General features: G+C 59.0%; 17 protein-coding genes. 15 read left to right on the top strand and 2 right to left on the bottom strand.

Features of this window, described 5'->3' with window-relative positions:
• The first annotated feature begins 8 nt into the window (after positions 1 to 8).
• Entirely contained in the window at positions 9 to 530 is a 522-nt protein-coding gene (locus CU048_07830) for a TIGR02301 family protein (protein ID QBR72754.1), read from the top strand.
• 136 nt (positions 531 to 666) lie between these two features.
• Here CU048_07830 and CU048_07825 read toward each other — a convergent pair whose 3' ends face one another.
• Entirely contained in the window at positions 667 to 966 is a 300-nt protein-coding gene (locus CU048_07825) for a hypothetical protein (GenBank protein ID QBR72753.1), read from the bottom strand.
• A 292-nt stretch (positions 967 to 1,258) separates the two neighbouring features.
• Here CU048_07825 and CU048_07820 point away from each other — a divergent pair, with 292 nt between their 5' ends.
• The 6 genes from CU048_07820 (at position 1,259) to CU048_07795 (ending at position 7,543) form a co-directional block, all read left to right on the top strand.
• Positions 1,259 to 2,260, top strand: a complete 1,002-nt coding sequence (locus CU048_07820) for a peptidase T4 (GenBank protein QBR71207.1) — start codon at positions 1,259 to 1,261, stop codon at positions 2,258 to 2,260.
• A 234-nt stretch (positions 2,261 to 2,494) separates the two neighbouring features.
• Positions 2,495 to 3,481: a hypothetical protein gene (locus CU048_07815; protein QBR71206.1), complete on the top strand. Its 987-nt coding sequence runs from the start codon at positions 2,495 to 2,497 to the stop codon at positions 3,479 to 3,481.
• A 275-nt stretch (positions 3,482 to 3,756) separates the two neighbouring features.
• On the top strand, positions 3,757 to 4,731 hold the full coding sequence (locus tag CU048_07810) for a cystathionine gamma-synthase (GenBank protein QBR71205.1): 975 nt from the start codon (positions 3,757 to 3,759) through the stop codon (positions 4,729 to 4,731).
• Positions 4,732 to 4,914: 183 nt separating this feature from the next.
• Entirely contained in the window at positions 4,915 to 6,222 is a 1,308-nt protein-coding gene (locus CU048_07805) for an adenylosuccinate lyase (protein QBR71204.1), read from the top strand.
• A 49-nt stretch (positions 6,223 to 6,271) separates the two neighbouring features.
• Positions 6,272 to 6,916, top strand: coding sequence for a hypothetical protein (locus tag CU048_07800; protein QBR72752.1), 645 nt, complete (start codon positions 6,272 to 6,274; stop codon positions 6,914 to 6,916).
• A gap of 72 nt (positions 6,917 to 6,988) precedes the next feature.
• Positions 6,989 to 7,543, top strand: a complete 555-nt coding sequence (locus tag CU048_07795; protein QBR71203.1) for an alpha/beta hydrolase — start codon at positions 6,989 to 6,991, stop codon at positions 7,541 to 7,543.
• A 24-nt stretch (positions 7,544 to 7,567) separates the two neighbouring features.
• On the opposite strand, the gene CU048_07790 is transcribed toward CU048_07795, so the two are convergent.
• Positions 7,568 to 8,893 carry a dihydroorotase gene (locus tag CU048_07790; protein ID QBR72751.1) on the bottom strand — a complete coding sequence of 442 codons (1,326 nt, stop codon included), beginning with the start codon at positions 8,891 to 8,893 and terminating at the stop codon, positions 7,568 to 7,570.
• 87 nt (positions 8,894 to 8,980) lie between these two features.
• Between CU048_07790 and CU048_07785 the strand changes: the two genes are divergently transcribed.
• From CU048_07785 to CU048_07750, 8 genes are all read left to right on the top strand, one after another.
• Positions 8,981 to 9,832 (top strand): folate-binding protein, encoded by an 852-nt coding sequence (locus CU048_07785; protein QBR71202.1) that lies wholly within the window; start codon positions 8,981 to 8,983, stop codon positions 9,830 to 9,832.
• 221 nt (positions 9,833 to 10,053) lie between these two features.
• A complete protein-coding gene (locus CU048_07780; protein QBR71201.1) occupies positions 10,054 to 10,926 on the top strand; it encodes a class I SAM-dependent methyltransferase in 873 nt (290 codons plus the stop codon).
• Between the two features lie 42 nt (positions 10,927 to 10,968).
• Entirely contained in the window at positions 10,969 to 11,568 is a 600-nt protein-coding gene (locus CU048_07775) for a DNA-3-methyladenine glycosylase I (protein QBR71200.1), read from the top strand.
• Between the two features lie 11 nt (positions 11,569 to 11,579).
• Positions 11,580 to 12,200 carry a phosphohydrolase gene (locus CU048_07770; GenBank protein ID QBR71199.1) on the top strand — a complete coding sequence of 207 codons (621 nt, stop codon included), beginning with the start codon at positions 11,580 to 11,582 and terminating at the stop codon, positions 12,198 to 12,200.
• Positions 12,201 to 12,371: 171 nt separating this feature from the next.
• Positions 12,372 to 12,920: a protein tyrosine phosphatase gene (locus CU048_07765; GenBank protein QBR71198.1), complete on the top strand. Its 549-nt coding sequence runs from the start codon at positions 12,372 to 12,374 to the stop codon at positions 12,918 to 12,920.
• Positions 12,921 to 12,965: 45 nt separating this feature from the next.
• The gene (locus CU048_07760) at positions 12,966 to 13,184 is read left to right on the top strand and encodes an exodeoxyribonuclease VII small subunit (protein QBR72750.1); all 219 of its coding nucleotides are present in this window, start codon (positions 12,966 to 12,968) and stop codon (positions 13,182 to 13,184) included.
• A 71-nt stretch (positions 13,185 to 13,255) separates the two neighbouring features.
• Positions 13,256 to 13,942: a fumarylacetoacetate hydrolase gene (locus CU048_07755; protein ID QBR71197.1), complete on the top strand. Its 687-nt coding sequence runs from the start codon at positions 13,256 to 13,258 to the stop codon at positions 13,940 to 13,942.
• Positions 13,943 to 14,084: 142 nt separating this feature from the next.
• A complete protein-coding gene (locus CU048_07750) occupies positions 14,085 to 15,566 on the top strand; it encodes a leucyl aminopeptidase (GenBank protein ID QBR71196.1) in 1,482 nt (493 codons plus the stop codon).
• Positions 15,567 to 15,611 lie beyond the last annotated feature (45 nt).

Here is a 15,611-nt window from a genome sequence, read left to right as displayed (position 1 = left end):
TGGCGATAATGTGCGTCTTGATCTCGGTTCCGGCTTACGCCCAATTCGATTTCTTCTTTGGCCGCCCGCCCGCGGGACCGCCGCCGGCGCAGATCAGGCCACCGGCGCCCGTGCATCCCAAGGCCAAGCCGAAAGTGGCGAAAAAACCCACCTCCCCCAAGGGCACGCCGGCCAAGCCAACGCCAAATGGTCCGGTAAATCCGGCGCCCGAGTCCGAGACGCCGCCGCCGCCCTACGATCCGGATCTATTTCGGCTTGCGGAAATTCTCGGCGCGCTGACCTATCTCAACGAGCTGTGCGGATCGGCTCCCGGGGTCGATTGGCGCGCCAAAATGCGGGAGCTTCTCGAAGCTGAAGCGCAGACCGGTGCCCGCAAGGAACGGCTAGCCGGCGTCTACAATCGCGGTTTTCGTGATTACGAACGGATCTACCATTTTTGTACCCCCAACGCGCAGGCGATCATCAGCCGCTTCCTGGCGGAAGGAGGCAAGCTCGCGCATGATGTGGTCAATCGGTATGGCGCGACTTAGGGATTGCTGGCGCGTGACAAGCACAAGATCGTTCCAGACCTGACGTTTGCTTGAGGTCCGCTTGTCACATGACTTCCCCAAGCGTGTCGGCATCCCGGATCACGCTTGGGGCGATGCAAGAGCTGCCGCAATCAAATCAATGACGATCTTGAATGCCGTCATGAACTTGCGCGAGGACTTTTCCTTCGACCCAGGTGAAACCGGAATCGGGAGCCCCACACGCGATGTTGTGCTCGGCGATCAGGCGATCGCACAGCATGACGCAAATATCTTCAAGGGGGGCGCTTGTGTCGTTCTCCTCGGTCATCCGATCGATGGAGGTTTCTTCGACTTCTTCGCCATCGACGAGATAGATGATGAAGACTTCCTCATGGCCCGCGATGCCATGCGCATTAACTCTGAACGTTTCCCCGCGATATTGAAATTCTCGTACCATTTGGTCCGCCGAACTTTCTGTTGTTGATTTGCCGATCGAGCCCCGCTGCTGTTCAGCGGGGATCAAAGCGCGGCGAGAATAGTCATGCGCGAAAGTCGCGGTCAAGCCACCGGCCCGCGGCTTTCTGAAGCGTTTGAATGGGGGATGAAATCTGGAGAACGATTGTGCGGTGCACACATAAATCCTTGCGAAAGCCACGGGCAAACACGTCAAAGATTCAAGGCTGAGTTGACCGCGCGAGGCAAATTCCAGATAGTTGAAACTCCCTTCGCTCTGTTGCCTTGCGGCAAGTTTGAAAAATCTCATCACCGATCTTTCCGGCCTTCGGGTCGGGCATGCGCACGACCAAAAGCTCGGCTCGGGGGTCACCGCGCTGATTTTTGACGCTCCCGTCGTCGCCTCGGTTGCGGTGCATGGCGGGGCGCCGGGGCTGCGCGATTCGGCCTTGCTCGAACCCGAGATGAGTGTCGACCGGATCGACGCCCTGGTCCTTTCGGGCGGCTCCGTCTATGGCCTTGATTCAATGGGCGGGGTTCTGGCTTTTCTCCGCGAGAGCGGCCGGGGTTTTGCCGTCCGTGACATCAAGGTGCCGATCGCGCCGGGCGCGATTCTTTTCGACCTTCTGAATGGCGGCGATAAAAATTTTGGGCGCGAGCCGATCTATTGGCATTTGGGCTATCGGGCCGCGGCTGCGGCGGCGGATGATTTTTTGCTAGGCAGCGTCGGCGCGGGATATGGCGCGACGACGGTTGACCTGAAAGGCGGCCTCGGCTCGGCGAGCGACACGACGTCAGGCGGCTTTCGGGTCGGCGCTCTCGTTGCGGTCAATGCCGTCGGCCGAGCGACGATTGGCGATGGCCCGCATTTCTGGGCCGCTCCCTATGAACGAGATGGCGAGTTCGGCGGGCTGGGCTGGCCAACTCCCTGGCCATCCGGCGCGCTCAATTTGCGCATCAAGGGCGAGGCTGCGGAAAATACGACGATCGCGATCGTTGCCACCGATACGACCCTGACGAAACCGGAAGCCAAACGCCTTGCGATTATGGCGCATGACGGCATGGCGCGGGCATTGCGTCCCACGCATGCGGCCATGGATGGCGATACGATTTTTGCCGCCGCGACAGGCGCAGCGCGGAAACTGCCGACGCTCCGCGACCAGACCGAGATCGGCATGTTGGCCGCTGATTGTCTTTCGCGTGCAATTGCGCGCGCAATCTACGAGGCAGAGCCCTTGCCTTTTCCAGGCGCCCTGCCGAGTTGGAAGAGCCGTTATCGCCAAAGCGGGATTTCTTGAGTCGGACCCGAAGGGGTTTCTCGATGCGGGCACGGTCTCGGTTATATGACTGACAATAGTTTTATTTTTTTTATAAAAAGTGAATATAGAAAAACTGTACACCGATTAGGGGGCACCAAGACCCTAGTTTCATGATCCCGGAACCGCGCAGGCAGCGTGGGGCATTGCCGGGTCTGCGGAAGGTCTCTCGTAAGCCGCCCTAACGGAGGAACGCCAACAAACGAGGAAAACGATATGGCTCCCGTCCCGTCCAATTTTGTCATGGGAATGAATTTTAGCACCGCTTTTCAATCGAAACCTATTGATCCCAGCGCGGCGGGGAACCAGATTGCACCGCTTGTGAACATGGTGAAGACATTTTCTCTCCCGGATAAGGACTTCGTCACGGCCGCAGGGGGCAAGAACCCGGTGCTCACATATGCAGTCGGGACGTCGAATGACGACCTCGTGTCCTTCGCAAACGGCCAAACCCAGGACTTCATTACCGAGATCCAGAAATTTGCTACGGCGAAACTCTCCTGGATCTGTGTTGGAAATGAGCCTCTGGGTTCATGGCAAAATCATCAATTCGATAAGGTCTTGGCCCCCGCGGTCAAGAACCTCAATGCAGCATTGAATAAAGCAGGATTGTTAGGGATCGGCGTGACTGTTCCCCAAAATTTCGAATTCATGGGGGCTTCCTATCCGCCATCCGCAGGCGCCATCAAGCCGGAGCTGGTGGAGATCATCAAGGGCACGTGCGCGATAATGCAGGCTAGCGGCGCCCCTTTCATGGTCAACATCTATCCCTTCATAACTCGCGCGCAGAATCGCAACGACGTACCATTGGATTATTGCCTGTTCACGGCAGGGTCTGACCACTGGGTTAAAGATGGAGCTTATACCTACAAGAACATCTTCGACGCGATGATCGATGCTCTGCATGTGGCGCTCGACAAGATCGGGTATGGGGACCTCGAAATCGTCATTGGCGAGTGCGGCTGGCCCACGGCCGGCGACGTGGACGCCAACAACGCAAACGCCCAGACGTTCCTGCAAAATTTGATCACTCACTGCAAAAGCGGCGCGGGAACACCGCGACTTCCAGCCAGAGGGATACGGTGTTTTGTATTCGAGGCGTATGATGAGGATTTGAAAAGTACAGCGCCGGGGCCGTTTGAGACACATTGGGGTGTTTATGATGGTAGCGGCAATCTAAAATTCCCACTGCAATGGAAGTAATCAGCTTGCGGTCGGCTGCGCCGACCGGGCTGTGAACCCGCGTCATTGCATTCCCGCGTTTCTCCAAGAGAATCTGTCGCAATCGTGTAATGTGCGGACACTCCGAACGGAGGGGTCCGCACATGCTGATTGGGCCCGTGCGGGCGTCGACGAGGCGACCGGTGATCGGTCACACGTCCTTGCGATCAACGCCGAAACAGGGTTTCTTGGGCTGGATCTGGACGACCGGGAGAATAGAGATGGTCAGGACTCTGGTCCGCACATGCCTAGCTGCCATGATACTTTATGGCGGCCTTGCTTTCGTACCGGTTGCGGCCGAGGAGGCCAAAGAAAGCTCTCCGATCTGGAGCGTCCCCGATTTGACGAGTCTGCCGGACGATGAATACGGCCGCCAAGTGCGATTTGGGCGCGAACTTATCACCGCGACCTATGCGCATATCGGACCTTATGTGGCCGATCCCGCCAAACGCTATGCCGGAAACAATCTTGCCTGCGGCAATTGTCACCTCAGTGCGGGCACCAAGAAATTCGGCTTAGCGATCTTCGGGCTCTACGAATATTTTCCGCATTACAGCGCTCGATTGGGAAAAGACATATCCATTGAAGACCGGATCAATGCCTGCATGACCCGCAGCATGAACGGTCGCCCGCTCCCCCATGACGCGCCGGAAATGCAAGCCCTCGTTTCCTATGTCAAATTCCTGTCTTCCGGCGTCTCGCGCGGCGAGCAACTCCCGGGGCTTGGGGCCGGCAAGATGCCGGACCTCGATCGCGCCGCCGATCCAAAGCATGGCAATCAAGTCTATGTCCGCGCCTGCCTCGGCTGCCACAATAGCAACGGCACCGGCATCGCGCTTTCTCCCGAGGATTTGGCTTTGGGCTATGCCATGCCGCCGGTCTGGGGCGAAGACAGCTTCAACAATGGGGCGGGGATGGCAAGGCTCATAACGCTCGCCAATTTCATCCACTTCAACATGCCGCATGGCGCCGATTATTTAAATCCTGTGCTGTCGCCTGCGGAGGCTTGGGATGTCGCGGCCTATGTCGAATCGCAGGCGCGCCCGCATAAATCGGGGCTAGACAAAGACTTCGCCGAGGATTTGCTGGATAAGCCCATCGATGCCCCCTACGGGCCTTACGCCGACAACTTCAGCGAGGAGCAGCATAAATACGGCCCCTATGGACCGATCCGGGCAGAAATCGCACGTCTGAAGGGTCTGAAGGACAAGGCCCCCGGGAAGAGGCAATGACATAGCGCGTTTTGCGGCGGCCGCGGTGGCGTGTTAGAGCAAATCCTCGGCAGAAAAGACAGCTGATTTTCTTGCCGACAAATCGCGTGAAACTTCGGTTAGAGCGATTCCCTTTGCCCGCACAGGGTCCCGCGGGCGGGCTACGCTTTCCGCCTGCCTCATCACAAGCTCACGAGCCCCCTTATGATCCCGCGCTACGCCCGTCCCGAAATGACCGCCATATGGGAGGCTCAAACACGGTTTCGCATCTGGTTTGAGATCGAAGCCTATGCCTGCGATGCCTTGGCCGAAATCGGCGTCATTCCGAAACAGGCGGCGGAGGCGATCTGGGCCAAGGCCGGTCACGTCACCTTCGATGTCGCGCGGATCGACGAAATCGAAAAAATTACCAAGCATGACGTCATCGCCTTTTTGACTCATCTTGCCGAATTCATCGGCCCCGAGGCGCGCTTTGTGCATCAGGGCATGACTTCTTCCGACGTGCTCGATACGTGTTTGGCCGTTCAGCTTGCGCGTGCTTCCGACATTCTGCTCGCCGACATCGATGCTTTGCTTGCCGCGTTGAAGCGCCGCGCCTTCGAGCACAAGCTGACGCCGACCATCGGCCGCTCGCACGGCATCCATGCCGAGCCGGTCACATTCGGACTCAAACTCGCCCAAGCCTATGCCGAATTTTTACGCGCCCGCGAACGTCTCGAACATGCGCGGAAAGAAATCGCGACCTGCGCAATTTCGGGTGCGGTCGGCACCTATGCGAATATCGATCCGCGCGTCGAAGCCCATGTGGCCGAGAAACTTGGCCTTTCCGTCGAGCCCGCCTCGACCCAAATTATTCCGCGGGATCGTCATGCGATGTTCTTTGCAACGCTCGGCGTCATCGCATCTTCGATGGAGCGACTGGCGACTGAGATCCGCCATTTGCAACGCACGGAAGTTTTGGAAGTAGAGGAATTTTTTTCGGAAGGGCAGAAGGGGTCATCCGCGATGCCCCATAAGCGCAATCCCGTTCTGACCGAGAACGTGACGGGGCTCGCCCGTCTGGTCCGCGGCATGGCCCTGCCGGCCATGGAAAATGTCGCGCTTTGGCACGAGCGGGACATCTCGCATTCTTCGGTCGAGAGGATGATCGCTCCCGATGCAACGATCACGCTTGATTTCGCGCTGGCGCGACTGACGCAGGTGATTGACAAGCTGATCGTCTACCCCGCCAATATGCAGAAGAATTTGGACCGCCTGGGAGGGCTTGTCCATTCCCAGCGGGTTTTGCTCGCGCTAACCCAGAAAGGCGCGAGCCGCGAGGATGCCTATGCTTTGGTTCAGCGCAATGCCATGCCGGTTTGGCGTGGCGAGGGCGAGTTTTTGACGCTTCTAAAAAGCGACAAAGAGGTTCGCAAACTGCTGAACGAGGGCGAGCTCGAAGAGCTGTTCGATCTCGGCTATCATTTGAAGAATGTCGATGTGGTCTTCAAGCGCGTCTTCGGCGAGAGCTGAAGACCTGCCGAGCAGAAGACAGCGCGAAGGAAAAGAGACGGAATTGAAGATGAACGCAAAGGACCGGTTGGAAACCCTCGTTGACAGGATCGTCGCGGATCCCGCCTTGCATGCGCGCTGGCTGAACACTTTCTCGTATCTGGAATATGTTGGTTTTCGCAAGATCGTGAAGAGCCAGAAGGCCGAGACTTTGACTGCCCAGGTCCTTGGCCATGCTTGCGAGGAAGGCCGCCATGCCTTGGGTCTCAAAAAGCTTGCGGTGAAACTGGGAGGCGCCAATTTTGACTCCTATGCTCCCGAAGTCCTGCTTTGCGGCGAAGAGGCCGAGACCTATTTTCAGGATCTCGACCGGTTTTGCGATGAAGCCTTTGCGGATCGCGGCGATGAAGAGCGCGTCAAGCTTGCCTATTGCTATGTGACCTGGCTGGTCGAACGTCGCGCACTGAGCGTTTACGGAATGTACAAAAATGCGCTGGGGGAGTCCGAAATCGCCAAGAAGCTCGGCGGACTTCTGGCGGAAGAAACAAAGCATCTTGCCGATGTCGAGGCCTCGCTTCGGGCAGCCGACCCTGAGTTTTCGATTCGCTCAAAGCAATTCGAGTCGGTGGAAGAAACACTCTACCAAAACTTTATCGGCATTCTCAGCCGCGAACTCGCACAAGGTGGATCGAACGCGGCAAAGCTTGCCCAATAGGCCTAACCCGACGAAATCCTCCTATCTGTGTAAGGCCGCAATTCCAATCATGATCGTGCCGGCGAGTTTTTGATGCGGACATCAGAGGCGGACATTCTTGTCATACCGGGCCTTGGCGGTTCCGGGCCGGATCACTGGCAGAGCCGTTGGGACGCCAAGCTTCCAACGGCGCGGCGTGTCGTTCAAGCGGACTGGGAGAAGCCCGATTTCGAGTCGTGGCGCAGCCGGGTGATCGAGGAGGTCGAGCGTGCCGAGCGTCCGGTCGTTTTAGTCGCGCATAGTCTCGGCGTGCTCGCCGCGGTTCATGCCGCGCAGGCTCTCGCGAACGCCGACAAGGTGAAGGGTGCCTTTCTGGTGGCCCCACCGTCCGGTACGGCCCTCACGCAACTTGATACGGTCGATCCGGCTTTCTTTGCTGTTCCGGATGAACCGCTTCGGTTTCCTTCGCTTGTGATCGCAAGCCGCGACGATCCTTTTTCATCCTTTGCCGAGAGCGAGGCCCTGGCCCGCGCGCTCGGCGCGGAATTGGTCGATGCGGGCCTCTCGGGTCACATCAATAGCGAGAGCGGTCATGGCCCTTGGCCCGAGGGTTTGATGCGTTTTGCGGGATTCTTGAAGACGCTTTAGCCGCTCAGCAGAGCGCCGCGTTCATTACAAAGCCTGCTGGAACCGGACTGCTTGGCCCCGCGAAGGCTCGCTCAGCTCGCCTTCCCACATGACGCGATGGCCACGGATAATCGTGCCGACGGGCCAGCCGGTAACCTCGAATCCATCATAGGGTGTCCAGCCGCAGCGGGATGCAATCCAGCGGTCTTGGATCGTTGCGCGACGTTTCATGTCGACGACAGTGAAATCGGCGTCATAGCCGACCGCGATCCGACCCTTGCCGGCGATCCCGAAGAGCCGCGCCGGCCCGGCGCTCGTCATGTCGATCAAGCGGAGCAGCCCCAGCCTGCCTTTGTTCACATGATCGAGCATGATCGGGACAAGGGTCTGCACCCCGGTCATGCCGGAAGGGCTTTGCGGATAAGGCTTGGCCTTCTCTTCCAAGGTGTGGGGCGCATGATCGGAACCGAGGATATCGGCGATGCCCTGCGCCACACCCGCCCAAAGGCGTTCGCGATGGCTTGCATCGCGGACCGGCGGATTCATCTGCAATTTTGTGCCAAGCCGGGCATAATCCGCGGCGCTCAGGGTCAAATGATGCGGCGTCACTTCGACGCTTGCGATGTCCTTATGCGCCGCCAAGAACTCTATTTCCTCGCCGCAGGAGACGTGGAGCACGTGGATCAAGGCGCGATTTTCCCGCGCTATCCGCACCAGACGCTCGGTAGAACGGAGCGCCACGGTCTCGTCGCGCCAAATCGGATGTGAGGAGGGATCGCCTGCTACACGTAAGTCCTTGCGTTCGTTGAGGCGAAACTCGTCTTCGCTGTGGAAAGCGGCGCGCCGGCGCGTTTGCGCAAGGATGGCGGCCACGCCGGCATCCTCCTCGACAAGGAGCGAACCCGTGGAGGATCCCATAAACACCTTGATCCCGGCCGCGCCCGGCAAATGCTCGATCTCGGGAATGTCGCGGGGATTCTCATGGGTGCCGCCGACCCAGAACGCGAAATCGCAATGCATGCGGTTCGTTGCCCGCGCGACCTTGTCGGCCAGTGCTGCCGCGCTTGTGGTTGCCGGGTTGGTGTTCGGCATTTCGAAGACCGACGTCACCCCGCCAAGAACCGCCGCGCGGGAGCCGGTTTCCAAATCTTCCTTGTGGGTAAGGCCGGGTTCGCGAAAATGCACCTGCGTGTCGATAAATCCGGGCAGAATATGCAGGCCCGTGGCATTAATGGTTTCACCCGCGGCGGAGCCGGAAAGATTGCCGATTTCGGCGATTTTCCCGCCGCGAATGCCAATATCGCGGGGGCTCTCTCCGGTATGATCGACGACGGTGCCGCCCTTTAGAATCGCGTCGAAGCCCTGCGGCATTGGCTTGTCCATTGCAAAGAAAAGCAGCTTGCGCCTTGTCAGTGGCGGATTATCTACAAATGTGCACAGGGAAAGTCGAGGCTTAGGATGGAAGAGGGGCAGTGTCTTCTCAATGACCGTGGCATCATTCGGATGTCAGGCGGCGAGACCAGCAAATTTCTGCACCGGGTCATTACCAACAGCGTTTTGAGCATTCCCGAGGGCGAAAGCCGCTATTCCGGCCTTTTGACGGCGCAGGGCAAGTTGATCATCGATTTCTTTGTCGTTCCGCTGCCGGAAGGACCGGAGGCGGGTTTTTTGCTGGATTGCCCGCGCGAATACGCGGCCGATCTGGTCAAACGACTCAATTTGCACAAAATGCGGGCTAAGATCGAAATCGAAGATCAATCGGAGACGCTGGGAGTCGCGGCGATTTTTGAGGGCGAAGCACCGGGTGGCGTTGGTGGGATTGTCTATCGGGACATGCGCGCGCCGGGCATGGGTCTGCGCATGATCGCGCCACGCGAGACCTTGTTGAAACTCATGGGTGCCGATGCAACGCGCTATGAGGCGCATCGCGTCGCGCAAGGCGTGCCCAAGGGCGGCGTCGACTTCGCCTATGGGGATACCTTTGTGCATGACGCCAATCTGGATTTGCTGAACGGTGTCGATTTCAAGAAAGGCTGCTATGTTGGGCAGGAGGTTGTGGCCCGTGTTCATTTCCGCAAGTCGGCCCGCAAACGGATCGTGAAGATCCATTTCAATGGGGCGGCTCAGGCGACGGGCACGCCGATTACGGCCGGCGAAACGCCGATCGGCCAGGTCGGCTCGACGGCGGGGGACGAGGGGCTCGCAATGGTGCGGCTTGACCGACTGGAGGACGCGCGAACGGCCGGCGCGGTAACCATGGCCGAAGGCGTTCCTTTGGAGATCGTCCTGCCGTCCTATCTTTCCAACTGAGTTTCGGCGGCCCGCAAAACTTTTTGGATGTAGTTCCCTGTCTAGCCCACGCCATGTCATAATTTGCGTTGAAGATAAATCCAGTTCCAGGGCGGTCCAAATTGATGCGCTAAACTAAACGTCTCGCGGGTCGAGGGCTCAAAAGCATGCAATCCAACAGCAACTCTTCCAGCCGCATTCCGCTCAGCGAACGCTTCCTCTACTACCGAGATCTCTTTCGAATGTATATGGCGGGAGCCGCCGATGCCGACATGGCGCGTCTTCGCGCAGACTTCGATCGAATTGACAGTTTAACAAAGTCTACTCTCGGACGGGGATTCGCCCATTTGCGTGCGGTCGAGATTGGATTTGGGGCTAAACCCTACCGAATTATGTATTTCAACGCGCGTGGGGTCGATGCCTTCGGGATTGACATGGACCAACCGGTCTTGGAGGGCTCCCCGCAAGAATTCCTCAAGATCGCACGTAGGAATGGGCCGCTCCGCGCAGTCAAATCATTTGCCAGATTCACGCTCTTCGAACGCAATGCTCGCCGCAGGTTCTTCGATCAGATCCGGCGGAGCATCGATCCTCGGTTTGAGTTTAACTCAAAGAGATTAGTCATTGGCGATGCCGGAGCGCCCGACGTTTGGAAACGAATGACCGTCGAGCCAGACCTCATTTATTCATTTTCCGTGTTTGAACACATTGATCCAGACTCCCTTGTGCGGTTGCTGGAGTTCTTGCGGCAACGCATTCGAGCAGATGCGCTATTGTACATCATCGTGACGGTTTACACAGGGCTGATCGGCGCCCACTTAACCGAATGGTATGCGCATCGCTTGGCCGAAAAGGATAAACGGTCGGAGCCCTGGGAGCATCTTCGGCGCAACCGGTTTCAGCCCGACACCTATCTGAACAAATTGACGAGGCGCCAATATGCGTCCCTGTTTTCGACCTATTTCGAGGTCTTGCAGGATCGGCCCCTTTGGCCCGATTTGGGCAAGGAATATTTGACAGACGCCGTGCGGCGCGAATTGCCTCAATATGACGAGTACGAGCTTCTTTCCAACGACGTGTGTTTTGTCTTGCGGCCGAGGCAGGCAGCCGCGTGACAGGAAAAGCGGTTCTTAGTCTCTGCTTTGGTCAAAGTTGTCATGGCATTGCTCGAAGCTAAGTCCGATGAGCGGCCGCGTTGCTCTTGGCCCGGCAACGATCCCCTCTATCTTGCTTATCATGACGAGGAATGGGGCGTGCCCGAACGAGACGACCGGGCTCTCTATGAAAAACTCATGCTCGACGGTTTTCAGGCCGGCTTATCCTGGATCACGATTCTACGTAAACGCGAGGCGTTTCGTACCGCCTTCGATAATTTTGACCCGCAGATGATCGCTCGTTACAATGGCCGGAAAATCAACGCTTTGATGAACAATGCCGGGATCGTCCGCAACCGTGCGAAGATCGAAGGTACGATCAGCTCCGCCCGTGCTTGGCTGGAGATTCAGGAAGGCGAAGGCTTTTCAAACTATCTTTGGGGTTTCTTCGATGGCCGCAGCATCCAAAATGCCTATCGCGACGCGACCGAAATCCCCGCGCAAACCCCGCTCTCGATGAAGATCGCCAAGGATTTGAAGAGCCGGGGATTCAAGTTTTGCGGACCGACCGTCGTTTATGCCTTTTGTCAGGCCACGGGCATGGTGAATGATCATCTGGTCACCTGCTGGCGGCACGACGCCTGCGCCGACCATGCGCACTGATGCTTCACGCAATGGCTGATGCAAGGGCGTGGGTCCGCTTGCCGTCCGGCAAGCGCCTCGATCTTTTGAACCCAACGCCGTTCGATTGGGAAGACAAGGATCTGGCCTTGGGCCTTGCGCGGACCTACCGCTGGGGCGGCCATTCCGCCTGGCCGTTGCCGCTCTCCGTGGCGCAGCATTCGCTGTTTGTTTTGGCCTTGTACAAGCGTCGCTCCAAGGATGCTCAAAACGTGCGCGCGGAGCTTCGCGAATTGCTGCACGACGCCGACGAAGGGCTGCTGGGGTTCGATTGTATTTCGGTGGTGAAGCCCTTTCTAGGCGAGGCCTTTCGCACATTGACCACGCGATTGGAGAATGCCGTCGCCCTCCGCTACGGCCTGCCGCCATGGACCGCGGCGGAGCGCAAGATCCATAAGAGGGAGGATCGCGTCGCCGCCGCCTCGGAGGCCGTCCATGTGGTCGGTTGGACGCAAGAGGAAGTCCGCACGACTTTGCGGATTCCCTACAAAGCGCTGGCGACCGATCCGCTGGTCGAAATTTACGGCGGCGTTGCCTGGGAGCCTTGGGCGCCGTCGGTTGCCGCCGGGCGTTTTTTAGAGGAGCTCCAACGCCTGTGCCGCCGGGCTCGCTAAGTTCAGGGGCGGCACGCGGGATTAGGCTTTAGCTTAACAGTTCCTTGCCGTAATTTTGGTGCGGTTCACCAGCGCAGCCGTCTGCAAACTGTTCCTTTCGGGAGTTGCACCCCTTATAAGGCGCTTGCCGGGAGGTGCCTCTGCCTGGCCCCTCGCAGGGAGAGCTCATCTTTGCCGCGAATTCACGTTTGCCCGCTTTCGAAAGTGCCCGAAACGGTCAGCGCAACCGGGGCGCGAAGCTTGGTCACTTTGATCGACAAGGGAACTCCGGTCCGCCGCCCGCGTGAAATTTCTCCCGAAAAACATCTTGTCGTCGTCATCTCCGACATTGTCGTGAGCCTCGATCGCCATATTCTGCCCAGCGAAATCCATGTCGAAAAGCTGCTTGCCTTTGTGCGGGGCTGGGACCAGTCGTCCCCCCTGTTGATCCATTGCTGGGCCGGGGTGAGCCGCTCGACGGCGGCGGCCTTCATTGCCGCCTGTGCCCTGAACCCGGATCGCAGCGAGGCCGAGATCGCACAAACGATCCGAGCCAAATCGCCGACCGCGACACCCAATGCGCGGCTGGTGGCGATTGCCGACGTCATGCTCGAACGCAACGGGCGAATGGTCGGGGCCGTCGAAAAAATCGGGCGCGGGTCTAATTGCTTTGAAGGCACGCCCTTCACTCTGGAATTGCTCCGCGCGCAAACCCCCTCTAAAACGCAGGTTTACCTCTAATAGGATAACGCGACCTTGCCTGCCACAAACGAAGATATCGCGGCCATGTCTTTCGAGGCGGCGCTCGCCGAACTCGAACAGATCGTCGACCAGCTCGAAAAAGGCAGTGTCGGACTGGAGCAATCGATCCTGATCTACGCGCGGGGGGAAGCGCTGAAGACCCATTGCAACACTCTGCTCAAAAGCGCCGAGCAGAGAATTGAGAAAATTACATTGGCTGCCGATGGCCGCCCCAGCGGAACCGAACCGCTCGACGTGGACTGACCTTCCGTCAGTCCGGCAAGCCGATTGCATCGCCTCCCCATCGAAACAAAATCCAACCGAGGTTTGACCCCATGGGCGATTATGCCTTCGCCGAGCCGCCGATCATCTCGCTCATGTCGATGTCGACCAAGCCATTCCCGGTGCGGCGCATCTATTGCGTCGGCCAAAATTACAAGGCCCACGCCAAGGAAATGGGCGGAAATCCCGACGTCGATCCGCCGTTCTTCTTCATGAAGCCCCCAGGCGCCATCTTGCAGAACGGCGAAACCATGCCCTATCCGCCGGGCACCAGCAATCTGCATCATGAGGTCGAACTGGTGGTGGCGATGGCCATGGGCGGCAAGAACATCCCGCCCGAAAAGGTCAACGACATGATCTTCGGCTATGCCGTCGGTCTCGATATGACCAAGCGCGATGTACAGAACGAGGCGAAGAAAAAAGGCCAGCCCTGGGAGATGGCCAAAGCCTTCGACTGTTCCGCGCCCTGCTCCTCGATCACCCCGGAAATGTACACGGGCGTCGTCGCCAAGGGCAAAATCCAGTGCAAGGTGAATGACGAACTGCGTCAGGATGCCGATCTCGGCGAGATGATCTGGGGCGTTCCCCAGATCGTGCATTATCTCTCGCAACTCGTCGAAGTCCTGCCGGGCGACCTCATCTTCACCGGCACGCCCGCCGGGGTCGGCCCGGTCGTCAAGGGCGACAAGATCGAGGCGACCATCGCCGGTTTGGAACCGCTGCTGATCGAGATCGGCTAGGAAAGCTCGGCTGGATCAAGGTCACGCTTGAGATTGCCACTGGGTCCCCGCGCGCAAAGAGCCATTTCCCGGTTGCAATGGGCGCCGATTTTCCATCAAATCCCGGCCCCGGCGCTAAAAAGCAATTTTTGAGGAGAGTATTATGTTGCTTCGCGTTGCACCGACACGGGGAGCAACACCGATCTGGTTTGTCACCAAGGAGACGTGGCCGGAGGTGCGGTCGAGCCTGCCGCCGCAAGCGCAGGCTTTTGCCGCCGCCTGCGCGTTTGAGCCAACGCCCGGCAAATGCCAGATCCTGCCGGACGCCAAGGGCAAGATCGCGGCGGTGCTCTTTGGGATCGAATCGGCGGAGGCGCGCAGCCGCGATCTGCTGTTGCCGGGACAGCTCGCGACCCAGCTGCCGGCCGGGCTCTATCGTTTTGCCAACGCCCCGCATGATGCAACGCTTGCGGCCTTCTCATGGCTTGCCTCGGCCTATCGCTTCCGCCGCTACAAGGCCAATGAGAAAGAGGGGCCGCAGCTCTGCAGTCCCGAGGGCGTCGATGCCGCGCGTGTCGAGCGGATTGCAAAAGCCGTCGCCTTGGGGCGCGATCTGATCAACACGCCGACCAACGACATGGATCCCGATGCGCTCGAAGCCGCGGCCCTTAGCCTTGCGGCCCAATACGGGGCGAAGGCCGTGGTGATCCGCGGCGCGGCGTTGCTGCAGGAAAATCTTCAGCTCATTCACGCGGTCGGCAGGGCGGCCGAAAAACCGCCGCGCCTTGTCGATTTCAGTTGGGGCAAGGCAAGCCATCCCAAGGTCACTTTGGTCGGCAAGGGGGTGTGCTTCGATTCGGGCGGCCTCGATATCAAGCCCGATGCCGCGATGCTGCTGATGAAGAAGGATATGGGCGGCGCGGCGACGGCGCTTGCGCTGGCCTCGATGATCATGGAGGCGGGGCTTCCGGTGCGTTTGCGGGTGTTGCTGCCGATCGTCGAGAATGCAATTTCCGGCAATGCGTTTCACCCGGGCGACGTCTACAAGAGCCGCAAGGGTTTGACCGTCGAGATCGGCAACACCGATGCCGAAGGCCGGCTCATTCTCGCCGATGCGCTGGCTCTGGCCGATGAGGGCGCGCCAAATCTTCTGCTCGATTTTGCGACGCTCACCGGCGCCGCCCGCGTTGCCCTTGGCCCCGAGCTTCCGCCTTTCTATACGATGGACGACGAGCTCGCCGCCGAGATCGCCGCCTGCGGCGCCGCCGCGCAAGATCCGGTTTGGCGGCTCCCCCTATGGGATCCTTACGACAAGCTGCTTGAGGGCAAGATCGCCGATCTCAACAATATTTCCGGCGGACCCTTCGCGGGCTCGATCATCGCGGCGCTGTTCCTGCGCCGCTTCGTCGAACGCACGAGCGCCTGGGCGCATTTCGATATCTATGCCTGGACGCCGGCCGCAAAGCCTGGCCGGCCGCTGGGCGCCGAAGTGCAGACGGCACGGCTGCTCTATGATCTGATCGAGGCGCGCTACGGCGCCGGGGTCGGGGGAAAGAAAAGTCCGCGAGTTGCGCACCATATCAAAATCACCAGCGACGATCTCGCCGACGACGAAGGGGCGGGGCTGGAGGATAAGTCGCCGTAGGGGGGGGCGGGTTGAGAGGTGTCTGTGTAGAAAAGTTTGCACCAG

The organism is Beijerinckiaceae bacterium, assembly GCA_004564215.1.
Classification (GTDB): Bacteria; Pseudomonadota; Alphaproteobacteria; order Rhizobiales; family Beijerinckiaceae; genus Methylocapsa.
The sequence above is the reverse complement of the archived record's forward strand: the minus strand, read 5'-3'. Positions and strand labels throughout refer to the sequence as shown.

Excerpts from the sequence above, each read along its gene's own strand:
- CU048_07830 (QBR72754.1), top strand. The coding sequence starts at position 9 with ATGTGCGTCTTGATCTCGGTTCCGGCTTACGCCCAATTCGATTTCTTC.
- CU048_07825 (QBR72753.1), bottom strand. The coding sequence starts at position 966 with ATGGTACGAGAATTTCAATATCGCGGGGAAACGTTCAGAGTTAATGCG.
- CU048_07815 (QBR71206.1), top strand. The coding sequence starts at position 2,495 with ATGGCTCCCGTCCCGTCCAATTTTGTCATGGGAATGAATTTTAGCACC.
- CU048_07810 (QBR71205.1), top strand. The coding sequence starts at position 3,757 with ATGATACTTTATGGCGGCCTTGCTTTCGTACCGGTTGCGGCCGAGGAG.
- CU048_07805 (QBR71204.1), top strand. The coding sequence starts at position 4,915 with ATGATCCCGCGCTACGCCCGTCCCGAAATGACCGCCATATGGGAGGCT.
- CU048_07800 (QBR72752.1), top strand. The coding sequence starts at position 6,272 with ATGAACGCAAAGGACCGGTTGGAAACCCTCGTTGACAGGATCGTCGCG.
- CU048_07795 (QBR71203.1), top strand. The coding sequence starts at position 6,989 with ATGCGGACATCAGAGGCGGACATTCTTGTCATACCGGGCCTTGGCGGT.
- CU048_07790 (QBR72751.1), bottom strand. The coding sequence starts at position 8,893 with ATGCCGCAGGGCTTCGACGCGATTCTAAAGGGCGGCACCGTCGTCGAT.
- CU048_07785 (QBR71202.1), top strand. The coding sequence starts at position 8,981 with ATGGAAGAGGGGCAGTGTCTTCTCAATGACCGTGGCATCATTCGGATG.
- CU048_07780 (QBR71201.1), top strand. The coding sequence starts at position 10,054 with ATGTATATGGCGGGAGCCGCCGATGCCGACATGGCGCGTCTTCGCGCA.
- CU048_07775 (QBR71200.1), top strand. The coding sequence starts at position 10,969 with ATGGCATTGCTCGAAGCTAAGTCCGATGAGCGGCCGCGTTGCTCTTGG.
- CU048_07770 (QBR71199.1), top strand. The coding sequence starts at position 11,580 with ATGGCTGATGCAAGGGCGTGGGTCCGCTTGCCGTCCGGCAAGCGCCTC.
- CU048_07760 (QBR72750.1), top strand. The coding sequence starts at position 12,966 with ATGTCTTTCGAGGCGGCGCTCGCCGAACTCGAACAGATCGTCGACCAG.
- CU048_07755 (QBR71197.1), top strand. The coding sequence starts at position 13,256 with ATGGGCGATTATGCCTTCGCCGAGCCGCCGATCATCTCGCTCATGTCG.
- CU048_07750 (QBR71196.1), top strand. The coding sequence starts at position 14,085 with ATGTTGCTTCGCGTTGCACCGACACGGGGAGCAACACCGATCTGGTTT.